This is a genomic window from Rhodospirillaceae bacterium, from assembly GCA_002728255.1.
Classification (GTDB): Bacteria; Pseudomonadota; Alphaproteobacteria; order UBA7887; family UBA7887.
Genome location: PBWV01000001.1, coordinates 120,778 through 144,890, shown reverse-complemented (window position 1 = coordinate 144,890; position 24,113 = coordinate 120,778). Strand labels below are relative to the sequence as shown.

The 24,113-nt window shown below is 48.3% G+C and carries 24 protein-coding genes; 2 read left to right on the top strand and 22 right to left on the bottom strand.

What is annotated here, in order from left to right; genetic code table 11:
• Positions 1-24: 24 nt before the first annotated feature.
• Genes CMM32_00695 through CMM32_00685 form a run of 3 tightly spaced genes read right to left on the bottom strand, consistent with a single transcriptional unit; the run spans position 25 to position 1,771 of the window.
• Positions 25-1,056, bottom strand: coding sequence for a low specificity L-threonine aldolase (locus CMM32_00695; protein MBT05426.1), 1,032 nt, complete (start codon positions 1,054-1,056; stop codon positions 25-27).
• A 23-nt stretch (positions 1,057-1,079) separates the two neighbouring features.
• On the bottom strand, positions 1,080-1,508 hold the full coding sequence (locus CMM32_00690; GenBank protein MBT05425.1) for a hypothetical protein: 429 nt from the start codon (positions 1,506-1,508) through the stop codon (positions 1,080-1,082).
• On the bottom strand, positions 1,505-1,771 hold the full coding sequence (locus CMM32_00685) for a hypothetical protein (GenBank protein ID MBT05424.1): 267 nt from the start codon (positions 1,769-1,771) through the stop codon (positions 1,505-1,507). Before CMM32_00685 ends, CMM32_00690 begins: the two co-directional genes overlap by 4 nt.
• A gap of 65 nt (positions 1,772-1,836) precedes the next feature.
• Here CMM32_00685 and CMM32_00680 point away from each other — a divergent pair, with 65 nt between their 5' ends.
• Both CMM32_00680 and rpoH read left to right on the top strand, forming a co-directional pair.
• Positions 1,837-2,808, top strand: coding sequence for an RNA pseudouridine synthase (locus CMM32_00680; GenBank protein ID MBT05423.1), 972 nt, complete (start codon positions 1,837-1,839; stop codon positions 2,806-2,808).
• Between the two features lie 121 nt (positions 2,809-2,929).
• The gene (gene rpoH, locus CMM32_00675; protein ID MBT05422.1) at positions 2,930-3,823 is read left to right on the top strand and encodes an RNA polymerase sigma factor RpoH; all 894 of its coding nucleotides are present in this window, start codon (positions 2,930-2,932) and stop codon (positions 3,821-3,823) included.
• Between the two features lie 61 nt (positions 3,824-3,884).
• On the opposite strand, the gene CMM32_00670 is transcribed toward rpoH, so the two are convergent.
• From CMM32_00670 to CMM32_00580, 19 genes are all read right to left on the bottom strand, one after another.
• Positions 3,885-5,186 carry an adenylosuccinate synthase gene (locus CMM32_00670; GenBank protein ID MBT05421.1) on the bottom strand — a complete coding sequence of 434 codons (1,302 nt, stop codon included), beginning with the start codon at positions 5,184-5,186 and terminating at the stop codon, positions 3,885-3,887.
• On the bottom strand, positions 5,186-6,352 hold the full coding sequence (locus CMM32_00665) for an ATP phosphoribosyltransferase regulatory subunit (protein ID MBT05420.1): 1,167 nt from the start codon (positions 6,350-6,352) through the stop codon (positions 5,186-5,188). The genes CMM32_00670 and CMM32_00665 overlap by 1 nt, the downstream gene beginning before the upstream one ends.
• 43 nt (positions 6,353-6,395) lie before the next feature.
• Positions 6,396-7,982, bottom strand: coding sequence for a phosphoglycerate dehydrogenase (locus CMM32_00660; GenBank protein ID MBT05419.1), 1,587 nt, complete (start codon positions 7,980-7,982; stop codon positions 6,396-6,398).
• 36 nt (positions 7,983-8,018) lie between these two features.
• Positions 8,019-9,176 carry a phosphoserine transaminase gene (locus CMM32_00655; protein ID MBT05418.1) on the bottom strand — a complete coding sequence of 386 codons (1,158 nt, stop codon included), beginning with the start codon at positions 9,174-9,176 and terminating at the stop codon, positions 8,019-8,021.
• Between the two features lie 69 nt (positions 9,177-9,245).
• The gene (gene thiD / locus CMM32_00650) at positions 9,246-10,055 is read right to left on the bottom strand and encodes a bifunctional hydroxymethylpyrimidine kinase/phosphomethylpyrimidine kinase (protein MBT05417.1); all 810 of its coding nucleotides are present in this window, start codon (positions 10,053-10,055) and stop codon (positions 9,246-9,248) included.
• A gap of 27 nt (positions 10,056-10,082) precedes the next feature.
• Entirely contained in the window at positions 10,083-11,426 is a 1,344-nt protein-coding gene (gene glmM / locus CMM32_00645) for a phosphoglucosamine mutase (GenBank protein MBT05416.1), read from the bottom strand.
• A gap of 98 nt (positions 11,427-11,524) precedes the next feature.
• Complete coding sequence (gene folP / locus CMM32_00640) at positions 11,525-12,673, bottom strand: dihydropteroate synthase (GenBank protein ID MBT05415.1); 1,149 nt, start codon at positions 12,671-12,673, stop codon at positions 11,525-11,527.
• Positions 12,666-14,594 carry a cell division protein FtsH gene (locus CMM32_00635; GenBank protein ID MBT05414.1) on the bottom strand — a complete coding sequence of 643 codons (1,929 nt, stop codon included), beginning with the start codon at positions 14,592-14,594 and terminating at the stop codon, positions 12,666-12,668. Before CMM32_00635 ends, folP begins: the two co-directional genes overlap by 8 nt.
• Positions 14,595-14,656: 62 nt before the next feature.
• Positions 14,657-15,985, bottom strand: coding sequence for a tRNA lysidine(34) synthetase TilS (gene tilS, locus CMM32_00630; protein MBT05413.1), 1,329 nt, complete (start codon positions 15,983-15,985; stop codon positions 14,657-14,659).
• Positions 15,986-16,049: 64 nt separating this feature from the next.
• The gene (ygbF, locus tag CMM32_00625) at positions 16,050-17,159 is read right to left on the bottom strand and encodes a tol-pal system protein YbgF (GenBank protein ID MBT05412.1); all 1,110 of its coding nucleotides are present in this window, start codon (positions 17,157-17,159) and stop codon (positions 16,050-16,052) included.
• Positions 17,160-17,337: 178 nt separating this feature from the next.
• Positions 17,338-17,898: a peptidoglycan-associated lipoprotein gene (pal, locus tag CMM32_00620; GenBank protein MBT05411.1), complete on the bottom strand. Its 561-nt coding sequence runs from the start codon at positions 17,896-17,898 to the stop codon at positions 17,338-17,340.
• A 145-nt stretch (positions 17,899-18,043) separates the two neighbouring features.
• Positions 18,044-19,387 carry a Tol-Pal system beta propeller repeat protein TolB gene (gene tolB / locus CMM32_00615; protein MBT05410.1) on the bottom strand — a complete coding sequence of 448 codons (1,344 nt, stop codon included), beginning with the start codon at positions 19,385-19,387 and terminating at the stop codon, positions 18,044-18,046.
• A 26-nt stretch (positions 19,388-19,413) separates the two neighbouring features.
• Positions 19,414-20,310: a hypothetical protein gene (locus tag CMM32_00610; GenBank protein ID MBT05409.1), complete on the bottom strand. Its 897-nt coding sequence runs from the start codon at positions 20,308-20,310 to the stop codon at positions 19,414-19,416.
• Complete coding sequence (gene tolR / locus CMM32_00605; GenBank protein MBT05408.1) at positions 20,307-20,702, bottom strand: protein TolR; 396 nt, start codon at positions 20,700-20,702, stop codon at positions 20,307-20,309. The genes CMM32_00610 and tolR overlap by 4 nt, the downstream gene beginning before the upstream one ends.
• Positions 20,703-20,752: 50 nt before the next feature.
• Entirely contained in the window at positions 20,753-21,487 is a 735-nt protein-coding gene (gene tolQ, locus CMM32_00600; GenBank protein ID MBT05407.1) for a protein TolQ, read from the bottom strand.
• A gap of 13 nt (positions 21,488-21,500) precedes the next feature.
• Positions 21,501-21,941 (bottom strand): tol-pal system-associated acyl-CoA thioesterase, encoded by a 441-nt coding sequence (gene ybgC / locus CMM32_00595; GenBank protein MBT05406.1) that lies wholly within the window; start codon positions 21,939-21,941, stop codon positions 21,501-21,503.
• Positions 21,931-22,992 (bottom strand): Holliday junction branch migration DNA helicase RuvB, encoded by a 1,062-nt coding sequence (locus tag CMM32_00590; GenBank protein MBT05405.1) that lies wholly within the window; start codon positions 22,990-22,992, stop codon positions 21,931-21,933. Before CMM32_00590 ends, ybgC begins: the two co-directional genes overlap by 11 nt.
• Complete coding sequence (locus CMM32_00585; GenBank protein ID MBT05404.1) at positions 22,989-23,597, bottom strand: Holliday junction branch migration protein RuvA; 609 nt, start codon at positions 23,595-23,597, stop codon at positions 22,989-22,991. The genes CMM32_00590 and CMM32_00585 overlap by 4 nt, the downstream gene beginning before the upstream one ends.
• A complete protein-coding gene (locus tag CMM32_00580) occupies positions 23,594-24,109 on the bottom strand; it encodes a crossover junction endodeoxyribonuclease RuvC (protein ID MBT05403.1) in 516 nt (171 codons plus the stop codon). The genes CMM32_00585 and CMM32_00580 overlap by 4 nt, the downstream gene beginning before the upstream one ends.
• Positions 24,110-24,113: the final 4 nt, after the last annotated feature.

Genomic DNA, 24,113 nt, shown 5'->3' with positions numbered 1-24,113 from the left:
CCATAACGATCATAGGAATAATTTCTAGGCTAGGAGACGCGCTGCCCGAACAAAATCATCAATCTCTTCTTTCTGCACACTATAAGAGCACATTAATCTCACCAGACCAGCTTGTCCTGGCCAACGGTGAAATAAATACCCTTCCGCCAATAGACCCAACAGCATTCTTTCCGGAAGGCATGCAAAAACAGCATTTCCCTCAACCTCGTAAATAACTTCCACGCCATGCAAGTCCGCCAAACCATCTCCAAGCCACTTGGCAGCTAAGTTGGCATGGGATGCTAACTCTAACCACAGCCCTCCGTCGAGATAGGCGAGCAGCTGCGCCGACACAAAACGCATTTTACTTAAGAGATGCCCTCCCCGCATTCTTTGGCGCCCAAATTCTTTGGCGTGTTCTTTCTTAAAAAAAACTACGGCTTCTGCCGCTAACGCCCCATTCTTCGTAGCACCAAATGAAAGGACATCGACCCCGGCACGCCAGGTCACATCCGCTGGACTGCAGCCAAGCGATGCAACTGCGTTAGCGAAACGAGCGCCATCCATATGAATGACCATATCATGCTGGTGGGCCCGTTCCGATAGTTTAAGAATCTCTTCAACGGAATAGAGCGTCCCAACTTCTGTCGTCTGAGTAATACTTAAGGCACATGGCTTAGGTTCATGGTCGCCGTGGGCGCCCCAATTATTAACCAGGTCCTGAAACTCACCGTCATCAACTTTGCCTTGAGAGCTCTTAACCGTCACCATACTAGCTCCACCTGAGTAGAATCCTGGGGCACCACACTCATCCACTAATATATGTGCGTGGTCAGTGCAGTAGATTGCACCGTACGGCGGGGTGACATGCCCAAGGGCAAGGGCATTGGCTGCTGTCCCCGTGACAACCGGAAAAACTTCAACCTCACGTTCGAAAACTTCAGAAAAGACTTCCTTTAGTTGTCCGGTTAACTTGTCCTCTCCATAAGAGTGCGCAAAGCCACTATTGGCATCTACTATAGACTCCAATATTTTTGGGGCTATTGGCCCCTCATTGTCACTACATAAATTTAACAAGGTTCCGTCTCCAAAAAACGTGATTACTGGCTATTTACGACTTGTAGATCAATCTCCACAAACCGCTCCTTAGGTTTTTCAACCTTATAAGCCTTTCGTTCAACGACCTTACCCTCTTCAAGACCTATTATTACCCAGATTAAAGCCGTTTCCCACGCCCTAGAAAGGTCGATTTCTGAAGGCTTTGCGGACCCGTTTGGGTGGGAATGATAAAGGCCGACAACGTCCATCTCCCCTTCCCGTGCAAGCCTCTCTAGGTCAAAGCGTAATTGAGGATTAACCTCGAATTTGGTTCGAGGATCGTCCGCACAATTTTTGCTTTGATAAACGCTCGCTACATACACATCAGCTTCACAGCGTTTCCCCCATAGTAGACCACAAGCCTCCTCGGGACACGATTCTTCAGCAGCGACAATGATTTGCCGCATGGCAATATTTGGAAAAAAAATCATGGGGCTCGATCAATTATTATCCTGTTGACCACCTCACCACTAAATAAATCATATCCTACGACCATATCCCCTGTTGATGTTTCCATGTGCAGAAACAAGACGCCTTCCTCAACATCTATAGATTTTACGTTTGTTGATTCGCCAGCATAGACATTTAGCGTTTGGCCATCAGCAACTAGCTTATCACCAATTGAAATATTTTGGGCCCTCCGGACAATAGTGACACCGACGACTGAAGTCCCAACTAGAATTAGAACTCCCAAGGCTATTACAATAAATTTTAGGACAGTTATATTAATAGCTCAAACTCCAACATACCAACCGGGCAATGAAAGCAAAAAAACACCAATTCTCTGTAAAAACCAACTCCGCACGCAGCCGACTAGATCAGTTTCTAACCACACAGCTGCCTGAACTCTCTCGAACACGAGTAAAAACACTTATCATTGAAGGCCAAGTAACAGTAAATATGAAGCCCCATGGGGATCCAGCATCCCGTGTTGTAGCTGGTGACAGGGTCATCATAACTGTTCCTCCTCCTCAATCAAGCAAACCAAACCCACAGCGGATACCCATAGATATAGCCTATGAAGACAAGGACCTGATAGTACTTAATAAACCAGCAGGACTCGTCGTGCATCCTGCACCCGGTCACCCCGACAACACTTTAGTTAATGCCTTATTATCCCATTGCGGACCCACTCTATCCGGAATTGGGGGCGTCCGGCGACCCGGTATAGTGCATCGACTTGATAAAGATACTAGTGGGCTTCTGGTAGTCGCCAAGAACGATCAAACGCACAGACAACTCACAAATTCATTTATTACAAAAGCGATTAAACGCAAGTACAAGGCAATAGTTCTAGGTGTCCCAGAACCACGCCAAAGCGACGTTAAGGCCAGTATAGGCCGAAATCCGAAAAACCGAAAGAAAATGGCGGTCGTATCTAAAGGAGGCAAAGCCGCCCAAACATTTTATCAAGTAGAGAAAATTTTTGGAGATAAGGATGCCTCATTGATAGTATGCGAGCTAACTACGGGCCGCACACATCAAATCCGTGTACATATGGCGGAAATTGGTCATCCTGTATTGGCTGATCGACTGTATGGCGGGCATCGAGGGCTTCGGCAAAATTCCGGATCTCTTACGAAAATAATACTTCGCGACTTTCCTCGCCAGGCACTTCATGCCTTTACGTTAAGCTTTAGCCACCCAACCACTAACGAATTTATGGAATTTCGCTCAAACTTGCCTGAAGACATGGCTAACCTAGTCACATTACTTGAAAGCGGGCAATAAACCCAGGTTTATATTTGGCGAACCTCAGCTATTGACAATTAACCCAGAAAACCTCAAATGAACTGGGTGAAGCCACCATCATATGGTTAATTCAGTGGTTTGCGCACGTCGGAGAAAAAATATGGGCTCGTCTAAACTTCCCGTTCTTTCTGGTGAGAGCGGATTATCTCGATACCTACGTGAGATACGCCGCTTCCCAATTCTCACCAAAGAAGAAGAATTTCAACTCGCCAAGGATTGGTCGGACCATGGGGACGTGGAAGCTGCCCACAAATTAGTTACATCACACCTGCGTTTGGTGGCAAAGATTGCTATGGGATATCGTGGCTATGGGCTACCAGTCAGTGAATTAATTTCAGAGGGCAACATTGGCATGATGCAAGCGGTAAAACGGTTTGATCCTGACCGCGGCTTTCGTCTGGCGACCTACGCAATGTGGTGGATAAGAGCCGCAATACAAGAATATATTCTGCATTCATGGTCTCTCGTGAAAATTGGCACCACGGCCGCCCAGAAAAAGCTTTTCTTCAATCTTAGGAAGTTAAAACATCAACTAAGGGCTATTGATGAAGGTGATCTACCTCCCGAAACCGTAGCCACTATAGCCGATAAGCTCGATGTCCCAGAACACGAAGTTATAAATATGAATCGGAGGCTCGCCGCACCTGACCACTCCTTAAATGCCCCGTTAAGGGCAGATGGAGAGAACGATGCTGAATGGCAAGACTGGCTAGAGGACCCAACACCTAATCAAGAAGTGGAAATTACAGACGCTGATGAACTTTACCATCAAAGAAAAATGCTGGAATCTGCGTTATCTGAGTTAAATGAAAGGGAGCGCCATATTTTTACTCAGCGTCGCCTTATCGAAGAACCTATGACACTAGAAGAACTTAGCCAAATATATAATATTAGTCGGGAAAGAGTTCGTCAGATCGAAGCTAGAGCATTTGAAAAAATCGAACACTCGATAGAACAGAAAAACGGACAAGTATGGGATCAAGACACTAAATAATAACACCAATTTGTTGGGATAAATCGAGAGCAGCTAGCCGCCATAAGCCAGCCTACGTTGCTCACTTATAGGTTGCAGAAAATGGATCCCTTACAACAATAGTATCCTTACGATCAGGCCCTGTCGAAAGTATCGTGACTGGGGCATCTACTAGCTCCTCTATTCGTTTCACATATTTGAGGGCTTCCTCTGGCAGTTGCTCCAACGAACTCACACCTTCTGTACTGCTCTTCCAACCTGCTAGTGTTTCAAATATTGGCGTCACTAGAGCCTGAAGATTGGCCGAAGAAGGCAAACAATGAATTATCTTCCCCTCTAACTCATAACCAACACATATCTTTATTTCAGATAACTCATCAAGCACATCCAGCTTTGTAAGGGCAATTCCATCCACGCCCGACATCCGCACTACCTGCCTCAGCATAACAGCATCAAACCACCCACACCTCCGTTTCCTCCCAGTTACTGTCCCAAATTCCTTACCCCGCTCGCCTATCGCCTGTCCAATGTTATCGAGAAGCTCGGTAGGAAATGGACCATTGCCTACCCTAGTAGAATATGCCTTTGCAATACCCAGAACATAATCCAGTGCCTTGGGATCAATTCCACAACCTGAAGAAATACTTCCAGCCAGTGTGTTAGACGAGGTTACATAGGGATAGGTGCCATGATCAATATCCAACATTGCACCTTGTGCCCCCTCAAAAAGTATCCGCTCACCCTTCAATCTTCTGCGGTGTAGTATTTGCCATACCGAGTCCTGATAGGGAAGAAGACGCGGAGCTATCTTCATGAGTTCTTCGACCATTATATCTTTATCGATCATCGCCAAACCTAACGCCGCGCGAAGACTGTTGTGATGTGCCAAGGCAATATCCAAACGCGCTGCAAGCGCGCCCCTATCTGACAGGTCACATAACCGGATTGCTCTACGCGCCACCTTGTCCTCATAGGCGGGGCCAATTCCGCGACCAGTAGTACCTATGCCGTCTCCCTTTTGGTTATTCTCCCGAGCCCTGTCCAACTCTCCATGATAGGGAAGAATCAGACAACAGTTCTCAGCAAGTCGGAGACGCTCCGGAGTTATTGAAACCCCTTGTTGCTGCACACGCTCAATTTCTTCTAGGAATGCCCAAGGATCAATCACAACACCATTCCCAATAAGCGAAAGGGCGGATGGCCTGACAATCCCCGATGGCAGCAAACTCAATTTATAAGTTACACGATCCACGACCAAGGTATGTCCAGCATTATGCCCACCTTGATACCGAACTACTACATCAGCCTCTTCAGAAAGCCAGTCAACTATCTTGCCTTTTCCCTCATCTCCCCATTGAGTCCCGACTACCGCAATGCTTGGCATTACCTGGCTCCTGGCTCTTGTAAGTCGGGGAGTGGGCACACCTCATCTTCCATCCACAAATGCGAACACAATAAGCGACGTCCTTCGGACTCAATATCCGCCTCAGGAACTAATCCATGGACAACAACCCATCCAGCTTTTCTTAGCTCGTCACTAATTCCTGATGAAGCTCCGAACGGAAGATACAGGCGTTGTGCTGAAACCTGCATAGGCACCAAATCAGTCAGGACATCCATGAAAAGAGAAAACCCAGTAGCCATTTCATCTTCATTTGATTGATACCGCCCCCCCATTCCCAGCTCAGAAGGTGCACCCCTTGCAAACACAGCAAAGCTAACCCCTAAGTGATACTCAAAGCCTCTTGTTTCCGCAGGATCAATTGTTAATCTTAAATTTGGCCGCCTTTTCTTTATCAGAGAAACAACTTCCCCCAAGCGAGCGTTGAGAACGGCAGCCTCGTCCGGTAAATTAAGGCGCTTCAATTTCTTAAGACATTCCTCAGCATCGCCTCCGGCAGACAGAAGACCCAAGAGCTGACCCTCGTTATCGCCACCCACCTTTTCTATGGCGCTACGATCCTTCCTGCTGAGAGCTTGCACAACATGTTGCGTTTCCGCCAGAGACAGCTTTATATCACTGCATATAAACTGCGCCATGGAAGGTACATTAATATCAACAGTAAGATCCTTAATACCTACGTCTAGTAGAGAATCGGCTGCGAGCAATATTACCTCGACATCTGCCATGGCAGCGTCTGCTGAACCAATCAATTCCGCGCCTACAGTTCTAAAGCCCCTTTTTTGTCGGCTCCCCCCCAGGGGAGTTCGCAAGACCTCTCCATCATACATAACCCGGAGGGGCCTCGGAGCTCGCCTAAGTTGGGTCCATGCTAACCGAGCCACTTGAGGTGTAATATCGGCACGAACTGCCATCATGTTATGTGATACCGGGTCCATGAGTCGGAACGCTTCCTTAGCTACATCAGCTCCTATTCCCTTAAGTAGAGCAGCCTCGAATTCGAGCAAAGGAGGCTTGACTAACTCGTAACCGGCCGAGCCAAAACAATCGCGCAGTCTGGTAGCCAACACCTCTTCATGAGCGGCAAAGGGCGGGAGCAAATCAGCTAGTCCAGATGGAAGCACGGCATCTTCTAGATTGTCAATCATAGTAAGTAATTCATTGAGGTTAAAGTATACAAAGCTGAGTCAATCAGCCAGATTGATCAAACGACATGGGCGTCACCTGAACCACGTTGGGCAACAAACTTACTTGTTCTAGAATATCCCCTGTCACGGGCTGATCAACCTCAATTAGGGCTATGGCCTCCCCGCCAACCACCCCGCGCCCTAAATGAAAGGTAGCAATATTAACACCTGCCTGCCCCAAAACCCCACCGAAACTTCCAATAAATCCTGGTCTATCGTGGTTTCGCACAAATAACATATATGAACCTAATTCCGCTTCGATATTTATTCCATCAACTTGAGTAAGGCGCGGCTGGCCCCCAAAGAGTGTTCCGCCAAAACTCCCCGTGTGGTGTTCTGCCTTAATAGTCAGGCGCACCATACTATGGTAATCACACGGAGATTCTCTTTTCACCTCCACAACCTCTATGTTGCGATCTTTTGCGACCAAGGAGGCATTTACCATATTAACGGACTCTAATGAAGGGCTTAGAATTGCTTCTAACAAGGCGGCAGTTAAAGGTTTAGTATTAAGGCTAGCTGCAGCACCGGCATACTCTATAGCTATTTCTCTGATCCCCTCCTCTATGATCTGTCCTGCAAAACTGCCGAGTTGTTTAACAAGGGGCATATATGGGGCTAAACGTGGGGCCTCCTCGGGGGTTAAAGATGCCATATTCACTGCGTTAGTAATGGCACCAGTCAATAGATAATTTGACATTTGTTCGGCCAGTTGAATCGCTACATTTTCCTGCGCTTCAGTCGTCGAAGCCCCTAAATGCGGAGTAACAATGACTTCCGTGAGTTCTAACAAGCCCGAATCTTCAGGTGGTTCATTCTCAAAGACATCTAAAGCAGCGCCAGCAACCTGCCCCCCTCTAATGGCGGACTTCAGATCGTGCTCAACTATAAGACCACCTCGGGCACAATTGATAATGCGAACCCCCGGCCGCATCTTTGCCATGGCCGACGCATCAATCATTCCGCTGGTCATATCAGTTAGAGGGACATGCAAACTGACAATATCAGACCGGGACAATAGACCATCAAAGTCAACTTTCTCTACCCCAAGATCCAGGGCTTGTTCCTTAGTTACAAAGGGATCATACACTAGAACTTTCATTTTCAGTCCTTGGGCTCTATCAGCAACTATCGAGCCAATAGTTCCGCAACCCACTAGGCCCAAAACTTTGCCACTCACCTCGACCCCTACAAACTCAGCCCTTTCCCATTTTCCTTGCCGAACGGAGAAATCTGCTTTGGGGATCTGACGACACAGAGATAACAATAGAGCTATGGTATGCTCCGCAGTGGTTATTGAATTGCCAAACGGCGTGTTCATAACCAAAATTCCCTGTTTAGTAGCCGCTGTGACGTCGATATTATCTGTTCCGATACCCGCCCGACCTACAATACTCAACCGATGCCCCGCCATTAACAATGAGGCATCTACATTTGTAGCTGAGCGAACTGCAAGACCATCGTACTTATCTATGGACCCCAACAATTGGTCCGCCGTCATGCCGACCCTAACATCGACCTCGATACCATGGTGACCAAACACATCAAGGGCACTTGGGCTCAGTTTATCAGATATTAAAACTCTACTCATTTCACCATCCTGCAAATATCGTCCGCCCAACCAAGTCTATTGGTCTCCGATATTCTTACTCTGCTCAAATGCCCACTCAAGCCAAGGCAGAAGAGCCACTATATTGTCTTTCTCAATGGTCGATCCCGCCCAAATGCGGATCCCGGGAGGAGCATCCCGATACCCTTTAATATCAAATGCAGCCCTCTCTTCATCCAATAAACTACACATTCCACTAACAACTTTCTCCTTCTCAGAAGACGTTAATGATAAAAACCAAGGATCAACGATACTCAAACAAACTGAAGTCGTTGACCTGATGAGGGGCGACGCAGCCAAAAAATCCACCCAATAGGTTTTTGCCACCCAATCCTCAATGACAGAAAAGTTTTCTCTGTTCCGTCTAATAAGTCCCTCAGTTCCCCCAATGGATTCAGCCCACAACAACGAGTCCAAAACATCCTCAATACACAACATAGAGGGTGTATTTATAGTATCGACATCAAAAAACCCTTTTATCGGCTCATTATTTTTTTTCATCCGAAAAATCTTTGGAATTGGCCACTTTGGCTCCCATGTCTCAAGTCTAGAGTATGCATGTGGACTTAAGATAATCACCCCGTGTTGTGCCTCTCCCCCCAACACTTTTTGCCAAGAATATGTGGTAACGTCCAGCTTTTCCCAGGGAAGCGGCATAGCAAAAGCAGCAGAGGTCGCATCACAGAAAGTCAATCCCGTCCGGCTTTCTTCGATCCAAGCGTCATCTGGCACACAAACACCCGAGGTAGTGCCATTCCAAGTAAAAATTACGTCCCGATCAGATCTCACCTGACTAAAATCTGTTATACACCCATAATCAGCCTCTATTACATTAACATCCGGCAATGCCAACTCATTAACCACATCGGTGGCCCAACCAGCACCAAAGCTATCCCACACCAACACATCGACCCCACATTTTCCCAACAGCGACCACAAGGCCATTTCAAAGGCTCCTGTATCCGACGCCGGCGTTATGCCGATGCGGTAGTCTTCTGGTAGCTCAAGAAGATCCCTCATCAGCCTCAACACTTCTCTAATTCGGGCTTTAGCAGACGCTGACCTATGGGACCTTCCCAAAAGTTCACTCTTAAGAACGCTAGGTTTCCAGCCAGGTCGCTTTGCACATGGCCCAGAAGAAAAACTCGGGTTTTCGGGAAGAAATGTGGGCTTCATATTATTTTTCTCGGCACCAGACAACTGAAAACCAAAGCGGGAAAATACTAGGGATACCCACCTGGCCAGTCAATGCTGACTAACTAAACTGAAAAAATTATGGGAGTGGTTTAAGGGCCCATGACCCGCACCTAATCTGGGAGCGTTCATGATGGCTCCCAACACATATTTCCTAGCTTCTTCCACAGCTCCCTCCAGCGAGTTCCCTTGCGCCAAGCCTATTGTCAAGGCAGAAGCTAATGTGCAACCGGTTCCATGAGTGTCCTTCGAAGCTATCCTTGGCGAATTATAAACCAAAACTTTTCCGGGCTGCGCGAGGACATCAAAAACCTCTGGGTGCTCCAGGTGCCCCCCCTTCAACAACACTGCTTTCGCACCTAGCTCAAGAAGCTCGCTAGCAGCCTCCTTCATACCCCCGACGTTCTCCACTCTCCGGCCTAGGAGTGCCTCGGCCTCAGGTATGTTGGGCGTAATAACATCGGCCATTGGAATTAAACACGACTTTAACGCGGCAACCGCCTTTCCCTGGAGGAGTGGCGCCCCACCCTTAGCATACATTACGGGGTCCAGAACCAGAATCGGGGGCTTACCCAGATTGGAAATCACGGCGCCGATCCTTTGGATCAATTCTGCGCGATGAAGCATCCCACACTTAATAGCATCTGCCCCTATATCCTCAAGAACAACCGTAATTTGGACTTCAACAAAGTCGTCAGGAACTTCAGAAATTGCATGAACCCCGAGGCTGTTCTGGGCCGTTAGAGCTGTAACAGCTGTAGCCGCATAACCTCCAAGAGCCGAAATAGTTTTTATGTCAGCCTGAAGACCTGCCCCACCTCCTGAGTCAGACCCCGCAATTATAAGCACTCTCCCCTTCATAAGTTATCCCATTCCACTGAAATAATTCTACACATATTTCTCAATCACTCCGGCTATCGTCCGAGTAACAGATTGAACCACACATTCCTCCTCCGCTTCCACCATGATTCGGATAGCCGCCTCGGTGCCCGAATACCGCACTAATAGCCTGCCTATACCGACAAGTTTACCCTCACATTGGGAGATAACAGATTTAACCGGATGTTTTTCCAAAACATCCGGCGATTCACACGAAATATTTGTAAGCCTCTGTGGAAGGGGATTAAACATCCGACATGCTTCACTTGCCGCTTTCCCGCTCTCACACAGCAAGGACAAAATTCGCACTATCGTAATGAGCCCATCTCCTGTTGTATTATAATCCGATAAAATGATATGCCCTGACTGTTCACCTCCTAAATTATAGCCATTCTCAAACATTTGCTCAGTCACATACCGGTCTCCGACTTGGGTTCTTATTAATTGCAAGCCCAAGCCGTTAAGATACCTCTCAAGCCCTAAATTTGACATTTGGGTCGCAACCAGCCCATTCCCCATTAGTTTACCTTGCCTTTGCATGTCCGTCGCAAGTGCTGCCATTAGCTGATCACCATCTAACAGCACTCCAAGCTCATCGGCAGCTAAAACACGATCTGCATCTCCATCCAGGGCAAATCCTATGTGCGCCTGAGTATCCAAGATGGCTTTGCACATTGCACTAGGTGAGGTCGAACCACAACGTTCATTTATATTAATCCCATTGGGCTCTGAGCTTAATGAAATTACCTCGATGCCAAGTCCCTGCAAAACTCGTGTCGCAACTTTATAACCCGCACCATTAGCGCAATCTATTACTACACGAAGCCCCGAAAAATTAGCAGTGTTTGACCCGACACTTATTACGAAATCCTGATATCGTTTCTGCGCACAATTATCGCGACACAATCGGCCGATTGTGTCTCCCTGATGTCCAGAAGGCGGAGCGCTCTCACCTGCTACCCATGACTCTATAGCATCTTCTACCTCATCCGATAATTTTCGTCCGTTAGGTCCAAATAATTTTAAGCCGTTGTCCCTATAAGGGTTGTGAGAAGCAGAAATCATTACACCTAAATCAGCAGAACTTTCGCGTGTCTGGATGGCTACACCGGGGGTCGGCAATGGCCCTAAAAGTGTAACATTCATCCCAACACTCATAAATCCAGCCGCCAAAGCGTGCTCTATCATGTATCCCGATAGACGGGTATCTTTTCCAACGATTACCTCGTGTTGATGGTCACCCCGCATAAAATACCTGCCCGCCGCGGCTCCAACCCGCATCATCGTCTCAGCAGTCATGGGCTCTTCATTCGCCCGCCCTCTAATGCCATCCGTGCCAAACAATTTACCCACTCTTAATGTCCCTTTATTATTCGCGTTTACCGACCTCTGCTCGGAAAACCAAAGCTGTCACCTGTTGCAATATCAACACTTATAAGAACAAACGGCACCTACGCTTGAACAGTGTATTCCATAGCTCTCCACACCCCAAGGGCCTGGCGGGTCTCGGCCACATCATGGACCCGCAGAAACTGCACACCTTGCTGGACCCCGTGGACACACGTGGCAATTGAGCCTCCCAAGCGATCCTTTGGGGACCGCCCGCTTCTCAGGCGGCCAAACTTCCTCGATGCTCCTAGCATTACCTGACACCCTAATCCGTGAAAAAGACCCAGCCACCTAAGCACCTTAAAGTTTGCCCCCTCAGATTTCTTAAATCCGAGACCGGGATCAATAACAATGTTAGCTCTTGGAACGCCCAAATCCTCCATCATTTGTACCCTTTGATAGAGAGCATCAAATATCTCAATGGCCACTCCCCCATCAAACTCGTCACCTGAAGTGGATACCATAGAAGCAGAGTGAACCAAGACGAGGGCCCTTCCAGAAGCAGCAGCTATCCGTAAACTTTCAGGGTACGCGGAAAAGCCCGTAATGTCGTTTAGCATAGTAACTCCCAACGCTGCGGCGGCCCGCATAGTATCAGGATGGTATGTGTCTATGGACAAAGAGATCCCTCTCCGAAGCAAGGCCTCTAGAACAGGCAAAACACGCTCCTGTTCTACCTGAGATGAAATTGGTTTTGCCCCGGGCCGCGTGGATTCACCACCGACGTCTATTATCGCGGCTCCATTTTCCACCATTTGCACCGCATGCCTGATAGCATGTTGAGTACAAATATGTTTTCCGTCATCAGAAAAGCTGTCGGGGGTAACATTCAGGATTCCAACGATACCAGGAACCCTCGTAGCACCCCGAAGTTGATTCNTACGAGANCCNGATANGTTTTCAAACAACCNCTCNATTTCATCNNAAAGANCCCCACTTTGACGATCGCGCCATANACCAAAAGCAGTNGCAGTCATATGAGNCATCTGATAACAATGATCTAGTCGGNGCACAACCTGGCAAGCNGTGTACGCNCNGTCACCNAGNAANGGCNAGGCCANGCCCTCAGCCACTGCCGCCTTGGCNNCTTCTCCCCAAAGAACNCCCAANGGTCGNACGTANACACNNGGCAAACCNGATGANAATNANTTTCTCNCNGGNGAACCTANANGTACCTTCNGCCAAANAAACTCNNTNTCCAGCTTAGCCACCCGGAGGANTATTGGGGCTTAAATCACTCTCTCCTGCAACTCCGGTGGAAGGCACTGATGAAGTTTTCCCCGCGTCGCCCTCGGAATCATCGGGCTCAGAAGATCTAACAATTTGGACCCCGTTGAGTAAGCCCTCGACCTCGGGCCCAGCCAAAGTCTCATACTCCAACAGAGCCTCTGCAACAGCGTGGAGTTTATCTAATTCATCTGAAAGTATCTTCCTTGCGTTGGATTCCGCATCATCAATCAGGGCCCTTATTTCCTGGTCAATCAAATCTGCCGTAGCGTCTGAAATATTCTTGTGCTGAGTGACGGAGTGCCCCAGGAAAACTTCTTCATCGTTTGCATCATAACGTAGCGGGCCTAATTTCTCACTCATCCCCCACTCTGTAACCATTTTACGAGCCAAGCCCGTTGCCTGCTGTATATCGTTCGCTGCCCCGGTAGTTATTTTATCATCCCCGAAAATCAGTTCTTCAGCTATACGGCCGCCGTACATACTCGCCAATTTTGACTTAATCTCCTGCTTGTTATGACTATATCGGTCGCGTTCAGGTAATGACATAGTTACCCCTAATGCTCTACCCCTTGGAATAATTGTTACTTTATGCAGTGGATCATGGCCGGGCATTCTTATCCCCACCACCGCGTGCCCGGCCTCATGATAAGCAGTGATTTTCTTCTCCTCCTCTGACATCACGGCCGACCTACGTTCAGCGCCCATCATTACCTTGTCCTTAGCTGCTTCGAATTCCTCCATTGTTACCTTGCGGCGACCAATTCGGGCAGCCAAAAGGGCGGCTTCATTAACCAAATTGGCCAAATCCGCACCAGAAAATCCGGGAGTTCCGCGCGCTATAACTCTTGAATCCACCCCGGGTGCAAGCGGAACTTTTTTCATATGGACCTTCAAAATCTTATCACGCCCCAAAATATCTGGATTAGGCACTACCACCTGCCGATCAAATCTGCCTGGACGTAGCAAAGCTGGGTCGAGCACATCCGGTCTATTGGTCGCCGCAATCAAGATGACTCCTTCAGTGGATTCAAAGCCATCCATNTCAACCAACAACTGGTTCAAGGTTTGCTCACGCTCATCATTCCCCCCACCTAGCCCAGCTCCTCTATGCCTACCAACCGCATCAATCTCATCGATAAAAATAATACAAGGGGCATTTTTTTTGCCTTGTTCAAACATATCCCGTACCCGACTAGCGCCAACCCCTACGAACATCTCAACAAAGTCAGAACCCGAAATTGTAAAAAAAGGAACATTTGCCTCACCCGCGATTGCCCTTGCTAGTAAGGTCTTACCTGTCCCTGGAGGACCCACCAGCAAAGCCCCCTTGGGTATACGGCCCCCCAAACGTTGAAATTTTTGTGGATCCCTCAAAAATTCGACGATCTCCTGAAGCTCTTCTTTCGCCTCATCTATCCCAGCAACATCGCCAAAAGTAACCCGTCCTTGTTTTTCGGTAAGCATTCGGGCTCTCGACTTCCCAAAGCCTAATGCCTTCCCACCCCCTCCTTGCATTTGCCTCATGAAAAATATCCAGACGCCAATTATCAACAGCATTGGTAACCAATTTAACAATGCCCCATATAAGGGTGAGTGCCGATTTTCGGTTGACGGCTTAGCATTAATCAGAACACCATGAGATCGCAAGGTTTCAACCAGGTTCGGGTCGTTCGGAGAATATGTTGAAAAGCTTTGACCAGAGTTGCCGAAGTGGCCTGAAATCTCATTTCCCTCTATAGTGACATCCCTCACCTGCCCTTTTTCAACCAAATCTAAGAATTCAGAAAAAGCCAATGGAGCTGCTGCGTTCTCGGGCGATTGCCCCTTAAACACATTGAATAATGTTAAAAGCAATAGGGCAATAATGACCCAGAGGGCTAGATTCCGACCAANGTTATTCACTTCAAATATTCTCCATTCNTACGGGTAAACCCTAGCAATATACCACCGTTGGGCAACAAAGGTCACTTAATCGTTTTAGAAGCCACATGACACCCTATACCCTGAAATAAAGCGCCCGCCAAAGGCCGACTCGGCCTATAATCCGCGTGAAAGCTCATAGCCCGGCTGTCATTATTGCCGTGGTCCACATAGTCTAAATGGGGCACCGAAACCAACCCGTCAAGAGACCAAAGGGACGGAAGAGCATATGCAGCAAAAAAGGGGATACNAAAACCAGCAGCCTTCTTGGATGAAATATGATTTCGAAGAATTTGCCACCCATCCTTTGAGAGAGCCCTGACTTTATACTCCATAGGTTTGCCAGTTGGCTCCCCCTTAAGTTCAACAAGAAATCTTGAGTCCCAAAGCACCTTGGCGCCTGTTCTAATATCTAATGATGCCCTAGCAGCTATTGGCTCCCTGCAAACAAAAAGCTTATCTCGCAAAGACCGAAGAAAACAGCCTCCCAAAGTGTAGCCTGGCAGAACCCGCTGCCGCTTCAACTTGTCAACCAGCCTGGCTACACTGGCCTGTCTTGGAGCATAAAGGTGACCACCCAGCGACCAGATGATGCTCGATAACGCCCTGAAGACTAGCTCCTGAGGTTGGGACAATACTTGTCCAATATCAACCACAGCGTAACCTTCTGAATGGATCTGCGTAGATTTTACAAGAAGCTTCGAAACTTTTTGTTCTGTCACGTTGCGGGTCTTCGCACACATCCTCGCNGATTGGGATAACTTCCTTGTCCGGAGGTCTGTGGGCTCACTAAGTAGAGACTTTCTAATTCGGGATCGGGTATATTTGGGGTCATAGTTAGATGGATCACAAACCCACTCCTGGTCCAGGCCTCGCAAGGTAGCGCGTAGCCTTGAAGCAGAAACTCCCAAAAATGGCCTTATAAGCCGGACTGATCCCTGCTCTCGTATTGCCGGCATAGCTGCAAGACCATATTCACCACTGGACCTTTCTCTCCTCATTAATAGGGTTTCTGCTTGATCATCCCTATGATGCCCCAACGCCAGGTGCAAAACATGAGCAGTTCTGCACCAATCTATCAGAAGATTATATCTGGCAGTTCGCGCTCTGGCCTGCTGGCCACTTTTTAGAGGCTCATTTCCCCAGACTAATGTTCGCGATTCGACCCCATAGTTGGTCAACCAAGCTCGCACTTTAGAAGCCTCGAATGCGGACTCCGGTCTAAGCCTATGGTCNACAATCAATCCGATCACCGCACCGCCAACTTCTCTCGCCCATGCCTTAAGAAGCAGTGCTAAACAAAGGCTGTCCGGTCCGCCGGATACACCAACTGCGATGGTCGGCCGAGCCTCAAACGGACCCATTGCTGACATTAGATTCGAAAATTCCCTGTCTGTCAGAGGTAAAGGGCTAGGAATACAATACCTTCTTCCTATTTTACGAACAGGCTGCCTCAACCCATTCCTGGTTAAGCCGCGTAACGATAACAGCCGGGGCCTCCGGATAATTGTTAGTCAGTTTTCCAAAAATGGTGCACGCATCATCGTTTTTACCCATAGCCTTCAAAGAAAGGCCGAGCTTTAAGAGATTGTCTGGCGCTTTAGCCCCCTCTGGAAATTTATCATAGCCATTCGCGAAGGCCTTAGCGGCCCCCACATAGTTGTTTCGCACATAGAAAGTCTCACCCAACCAATAATAGGCGTTCCCTGCCAAACTATGTTCTGGATATTCTTCGATAAAGCTTTTCAATGCTTTCTCAGCACTCACATAGTCCCGTTTCTTTAACAAAAGTCCGTAGGCTGCCGCATAGGATTCCTCAGCAGTCAACTTTTCCTCAATTGCCTCAGCACTAGGTTCCATTGAAAGAGAATCAAGCTCTCCATTTGATGAACCGACGATGGTTTCTCCAGAAGTGATTTCTCCAAGTACCTCCATAGATTCATATACTTCCATATTAGGGTCTTTTGCCACCACTGCTATATCCGAGGGATCGCCATCGCCAATCGCGATGACCTCCTCATCTACCACACCTGGTGCCCTAACTGCAGAAGGCGCCGGGTCCTGGGAAATCCCGTTCCGTTGAACCGAGGACAATCTTTCCTCCATTGTTTGCAACCGAGCGTGTAGATCCTGGGTCAAAGAGTTCAATGCCTCGATAGTCTGTGTAACCCCGTGACCAGCCTCCTCGACCTGGCCTGTTAAAGACCTAATTTGCTCCTCTAATTCGCTAAGGCGTGTTTCATGGTTTGTTGGCGACCATCCCCCCACAGCATCGCCAGCGATCGTATCTCCGTTAGCCAAACGTTGCTGGATGCCTGTAATATCCTTTGAAAGACGGCTGATTTGAGCAATCAGAAACTCTAGATCATTATTTTGTTGCGCAATAACCCCACTACTACTGACAACACCAAGGCATAAAAACACTGCAATTCCCGAGGCCCCTACTCGGGTGACATGAACTACGCCTCTATGCCAAAAGCTTCGAAACTGCGCCCCACGGGAAAAACCATGAACCAGAATTCTCTTGATATGTTCCACTGTACCCATCCATTCACCCTCGCCTAATTAGCAAGGCGTCGCGTACACGAAAATTATGGCAAAAATAAGTGCGACATCGAGGCGTCAATGTCACTAGCCCCGGACCCNGCAAAACTCTGTGTCACACAGCCCCACAAAANCTAGCCCGCAGATATTCCTACAACAGGCGAAACCCAAGCATCGCTCCCTAATCTACTTGGGAAACACCTACCCGGTTTTGTGCCCACGCCGCCTCATTATGTCCGAGAACGATTGGTCGCTCTTTCCCATAGGAAATTGTTGACAATCGCCCAGGAGATATTCCTAAGGATATAAGGTAATTTCTTGCCGCGTTGGCTCGACGCTCTCCCAGTGCTAAATTATACTCCCGCGTGCCCCTCTCATCACAGTGACCCGCAATAGTCATAGTTAACCCAGGATTTTGTTTAAGAAATGTCGCCTGCATTCTCAAGGTTTCTTCACCATCAGATCGCACAACAGCCTTATCAAAGTCAAAAAACACCCGGTCTCCAGCTTGCTGAACGAGTTTTTCTTGAAACGATATGACTGGATCCACAGCAGCCACCTCTGCGGCGACCACATTCCCCGACTCAACTATGCTGCTCCTAGTATCAGCACCAACAACATCCGTACCTGCCACCGTACTTGCCGCCCCTTCACCNCCGCTCTCAATAGTCTCTTCTGTGGCAGTTTCACAACCGGCAACAATCAGCAGAATCCCAAATAAGGTTAGCAATTTAGACTGCATTTAGTCCGACCTCCATGGCTGTCTTCCCCAAAATTTCCGCTAGACCGCAAAGCACTCTTCTTAGGCCAATCCAGCCCCCTCTTGCCAGCAAGCCAACTCCGTGGCCATATAACCCTACCAGCGCCACAATACTAGTTTGAAAAACCTAGGGAATCAAGGGTGACCATGCTGGGTCTGAAGCATTCATTGGGGTCCTTACTTTTCTCAAATTTGTCCCCAAAATGTCTACACTATAAAGACCTACATCGCCTGAACCTTCTCCCGTTGGACGCTCTTGCTGATAAAACATCAATAGGCGCCCATTGGGTGCCCACGTAGGACCCTCTGCNAGAAATCCTTTCGCCAAGTTGCGATCATCGGTTCCATCAGGTCGCATTACACCTATATAAAATACGCCCCTATAAATATTGGTAAAAGCGATCCAATCCCCTCTAGGCGACCAAACTGGAGTAGCATATTTACCATCGCCATAGCTAATGCGTTTGGGCTCGGCACCCGGCACCGCATCCATAACATAGATTTGCTGCTTACCTGACCTATCCGACTCAAAGGTCACCTTCCGGCCATCCGGAGAAAATGAGGGCGCTGTCTCGATAGCTGGGTGATCCGTCAGTTTTTCTACAACCCTAGTATGAAGATCCATAACATAAATATCAGAGTTCCCGTACCTAGCCATAGACATAATNACTTTGNTCCCATCGGGCGAAAAACGAGGTGCAAATGTCATTCCTGGAAAATCGCCAAGCACCTCTTGTTTACCGGTATCAATGTTATAGATGTAAACTCGTGGCTTATCATTAAAGTAAGAAAGGTATGTTATTTCCTGTAAGGTAGGGGAAAACCTTGGAGTAAGCGCCATGTGCCTACCATCAGTCAAATATCGATGATTTTCACCATCTTGATCCATGAGAGCAAGCTGCTTCACCCGATTATCGGCGGGGCCAGACTCGGCAACATAAACAATCCGAGTATCAAAATACCCGCCCTCTCCAGTTACCCTAGTATACAATTCGTCGGAAATAAGATGAGCAACCCTGCGCCAATTTGCCTTCGGTGTCTTTAGGCGCTTTCCCACCATGTATTGTTCGGATACCACATTCCATAAACGAAACTCCACACTTACTAGGTCATCTAACCCAACCTCAACCATGCCAGAAACTAAAAATTCAGCATTAATTTGCCTCCAATCCACAAACCTCGGAATTTGCTGAAGCTCCTCTGGTTTCTGCTGAAAGGCTCCTTGATCAATAGCACGGAAAAGACCCGAACCCTCAAGATTATCCGCTATTACAGTAGAGATTTCAGTCCCTAAAATTACTGCGCTTGGGTCAACCGCATGAAAATTTGTAACCGCTATAGGTGATGGNTCTNCTGTCCCCCGGGTTATATCTATTTCTGTTTCCGACCTGACTTCCGACCCAGTCATTCTGAACAAACCCGTGTAGGCTAATACTACAACAGCCAATGTGAAGAGGACTTTTTGATTCATGATTGGTACATCCCTTTTTGCGAAGTTCATCCAAACATATCACTAGGATCGAAGTTAAGTTTCATATCGCGCCACAGATGGTATTTGTCTGGAGATAAATATCTGATCTTTTCAGTTTTCCACACTGCTCTCACCGCACTCTCAGCCATGGCCCGAAAAAAAGTATCTGTTTTTGCCTGACCTAAATTTACGATTGCTACGTCTAACACTGTACCATCTATGCCCAACGCGATGCTGAGTGTTACCCTCATATTATGAGCATCTCGTGCACCCGCTGGAAGATTCCAGTGTTTTTGTATTTGATGGCGAATACTATCCAGTTCCGTCATGCTCAACGGAGCAGTTTCACTATACTCAGTATCAGCCTTGGCCAAAATTTCCTCTATCGGATCCGAAGCCTCCTCTTCAAACTCATCCTGCGAGCTTGGCTGACCTTCTTTCAACTCTTCAACACTTTTAAGTACCGAGGCAAAGGGATCGGGTTTTGTTCTTTCGTCAGGTGGGGTGATGGAAGAAGCGACTCTTGGGCGCTTTATGGGCTTGACCTCCGGCGGGATAACGTCTCTGGGCAAGTCTAGTCCCGGGTCATCTCGGATACCTTCAACACTCTCCGGCACTTGGGGGGGACTAATAACCGGGATAGCCGATTCCGCCAACGCAACCTCAACAGGTCTGGAGGAGGCAGGAGGCGGAGGGGGCGGAGGAGGCGAAACTGAGGTATTACCCGAATTGACACCATTTTCGTCTTTTGGAGCCGGAGCCAGCCTGGGAAGATTACGATCCTCGGCCACTGAAACCAACTCCACTATCACAACCCTCTCGTCCACCGGCTCATCCGTCCATAAATGAGGCATTCCAAGGTACAAGGCTAGTACTGCTACGCAATGGCAACCACCTGACAACATTAGTGATTTGGGCATCATTTAACCGCATTATCCTTCGCCATTGGCATTTTGGTGATAAGAGCAACCTTACTAAACCCTGCAACATTGATAGAACTCATAAGCTCCATTACCAGACCATAGTTAACCTTCTCGTCTCCACGTACGAATATCCTTATGTCAGCGTTCTCCCCCGTTATCGCTTTTAGCCGAGGCACCAATTCAGAAGGCTCAACTGGAGCTTCCTGCACAAAGATTTGGCCAAGATCATTTATCGAAACCGTAAGAGGTTCATCATTACCCTGAATTACCTCAGCCTCAACCTGAGGAAGCTCAACCTTTACACCCACAGTNAGGAGGGGAGCGGTGACCATAAAAACTACCAGCAATACAAGCATTACATCGACAAATGGGGTCACGTTAATCTCTGCCATTGGCNGGTATCTTTGCCCCAACCTCTTGGCAGAAGTATAGCCAGAGGCCTTCACCGGATAGAGCCCTCGCTTAACTGCCTCGAAAGTAATGCTGCAAACTCTCCCGCAAAAGTCTCGAGCCTCCCTCCATACCTTCCAAGATCATTAGACAACTTATTGTACGCCACGACAGCAGGAATAGCTGCGACTAGCCCCAATGCCGTAGCNAAAAGCGCCTCCGCTATCCCTGGAGCCACCACTGCTAACGACGTGTTATTGGTAAATGCGATAGCCTGGAAACTATTCATTATTCCCCAAACCGTTCCAAAAAGTCCGACGAATGGGGCAGTAGAACCAACGGTCGCCAAAAAGCCCATATATTTTTCCAAAACCTCCATTTCCCTGGCCAAGGCAACATTTATCACTCTATCAACTCTTCGCTGAAGGTTAGCCTGGGCCGTTCCATCCTGGGGGCTAAGCCCCCGTCTAGCCGAATGTGTCCACTCCTTCATGGCAGCAACAAATAGTGCAGCTAANGGATGTTCAGGAGCGTCGCCTATCCTATCATAAAGCTCTTCTAACGAACCGCCGGACCAAAAAAGTTCCTCGAATTCCTCGGCTTGCTGCCGCAGCCTGCGGAAATATCGTGCCTTGTCGAATATAATAGCCCAGCACCAGACTGAAGATACAACCAAAACAATCATAACAATCTGCACAACCAAATCAGCCTGTGCCACGAGACCCCAAATGGATAAATCATCCGCCAAATGGGTGCCGTTCAAAGAACCCGAATCTACTGCTGCCATCTGCTTCGCTCCCCTACATATCGCACAGGTAACTAGCAAGGGAAACCCGCAAACGTTGCGGTAATCTCACCGGTCCGCCCAAGCTGTTAACGCATGCGACCAACACATCTAACCGAACTAAATCTTTTGCTGCTCGCCTTATAACTTGTTTAGCCTTAAGGCTTGCTCCACGAACCATGCTTATATGACTTTCAACCACTAACTCATCATCTAGTTTCGCAGCCGACAAATAGTGTATTTCGCAAGACCTGACTACAAAATGCAAATTCTCCTCGATAGCAAGCTGCTTCTGGTTCAAGTTAAGATCCCGGAGCAATTCAGTACGAGCCCGCTCAGCAAAACGCAGATAGCTAGCATGGTACACGATGCCGCTTGCGTCCGTGTCTTCATAGTATACACGTACAGGAAAAATATGAACTGAAGTAGCAACCTCATCGGGCGCCCTAATCTTCATTAGACATCCCTTCGAGAGGCAATCGTGATTGTCCTTCGGCGTCGCCCTTTTTGTACTTCAAACCTATGCACTCACAACCCGCCCGAGTAATTACTCTACCGCGGGGAGTACGCTGAACGTAACCTTCCTGCATCAAATATGGCTCAATAATATCCTCGATGGTAACACGCTCCTCCGACAAAGCTGCCGCCAAGGTTTCCACGCCAACGGGGCCACTATCAAACTTCTCTCCAATGGTCTTCAAATACCTTCTATCCATCTCGTCCAATCCAGCCCTGTCAACCCGAAGCCTGTCCAACGCCCGCTCCGTCGCCTGAACATCTATCTCACTAACTTTTTCTACGAGAGAAACGTCTCGCACTCTCCGCAGCAATCGCTCAGCAATACGCGGCGTTCCCCGCGATCGTTTCCCAATCTCCAGAGCCCCTGAATCTGTCAATGGAATACCTAAACGGACCGCAGACCTCCGCACGATCTCCCTTAAATCTTCCTCGGTATAAAAGTCTAACCTGCATTGAATGCCGAAACGGTCCCGGAGGGGGGTGGTAAGAAGCCCCGCTCTGGTAGTGGCACCAATTAAGGTAAAAGGCTGCAGACTTAGTCGGACCGAACGAGCGGCCGGTCCCTCGCCTATCATTAGGTCCAATTGGAAGTCTTCCATGGCAGGATACAGAATCTCCTCCACCAGCGGACTGAGGCGGTGAATTTCATCGATAAATAGGACTTCTCGTGGCTGCAGGTTCGTAAGCAACGCCGCTAAATCACCAGGTTTCGCAATTACCGGCCCCGATGTCATTCTAAAGCCGGCACCTAGCCCTTTCGCCACTATCTGGGCAAGGGTTGTTTTTCCTAGGCCTGGAGGACCGGACAAGAGAACATGATCTAAGGCAGCCGAACGCTGGTGAGCGGCCTCTATGAACACTGTAAGATTTTGACAAANGTCTCCCTGGCCGACAAAATCGATGAAATTTTGAGGCCTGTGTGATTGTTCTACAACCTCCCCTGCCTGTGAGGACCCACTCACCGCCCTACTCGCACTCTTCTCGCTCACCTCGCAAGCCCCCTGAGCCCAGCATGAATAAGAGAAGACAAGTCATCCGCGATATCCTCCCTTCGTGAAGCCTCAAGAATTGCAGCTCGAGCTTCTGCCTGCCCGTAACCCAAGTTCACCAGAGCTGAAACAGCCTCTCTCATAGAACCCTCCGCCACATTCGTCGAGGATTCAGTGGCCAAGGCCTCAATTGAGAAGCGCTGCCCTTCAACTTTATCCGCCAGTTCAACAACAAGTCTGTTTGCNACTTTTGGCCCTACACCGCTGACACGTCGAAATTGAGAATGGTCCCCCGATGCAACGGCCATATGCAATTCATGAAGTTCCAAGGCCGAGAGGATTCCTAAAGCAACTTTGGCACCAACACCTTGAACTGTTTGCAACAACAAAAACCACTCCCGCTCGCCCTCCTCGGAAAAACCATAGAGATGAATATGATCTTCGCGGACGTGGGTGCTCACAAATAAAGTAGCCATCTCGTTTTGATTGGACAAAGCGGCAATCGTTCTTACAGAACAGAATAATAAATACCCCACTCCCCCAACATCCAAAATGAGCCAATCCTCACCAGCAGAGTCAACTGTCCCGCGCAATTTAGCAATCATTTGTNCACCCCTGCGCCCAGAGCTTCTACCTTCGAGCTACTATGGTGAGCATGACAAATCGCTATGGCAAGCGCATCTGCCTCATCCTCACTCNCGGGATCCGCCCCTGGAAGAAGATGCTTAACCATAACGTGTATTTGTTGCTTCGCCGCACGACCCGTACCAACAACGGAGAGCTTTACAACTCTATTGTGGTATTCTGCTACTGCCAAACCAACTAATGCAGGAGTCAACATTACAACGCCTCTTGCCTGGCCCAACTTTAAGGTTGATGCAGCATTCTTATTCACAAACGTCTCTTCTACAGCAGCCGATTCAGGCTGCCATTTTTTTAACACCCGCAGCAAACTTTCATGCAGAAAGGCTAGCCGCTCAGACATATAACCACTGACGGGCGGAGATATAATGCCACATTGGACATAACTGATTGTAATGCCGTCAAAATCCACTATGCCCCACCCTGTTCTTCGCAATCCAGGATCCAAGCCTATCAATCTTTTTCTGCTAGCCACTATA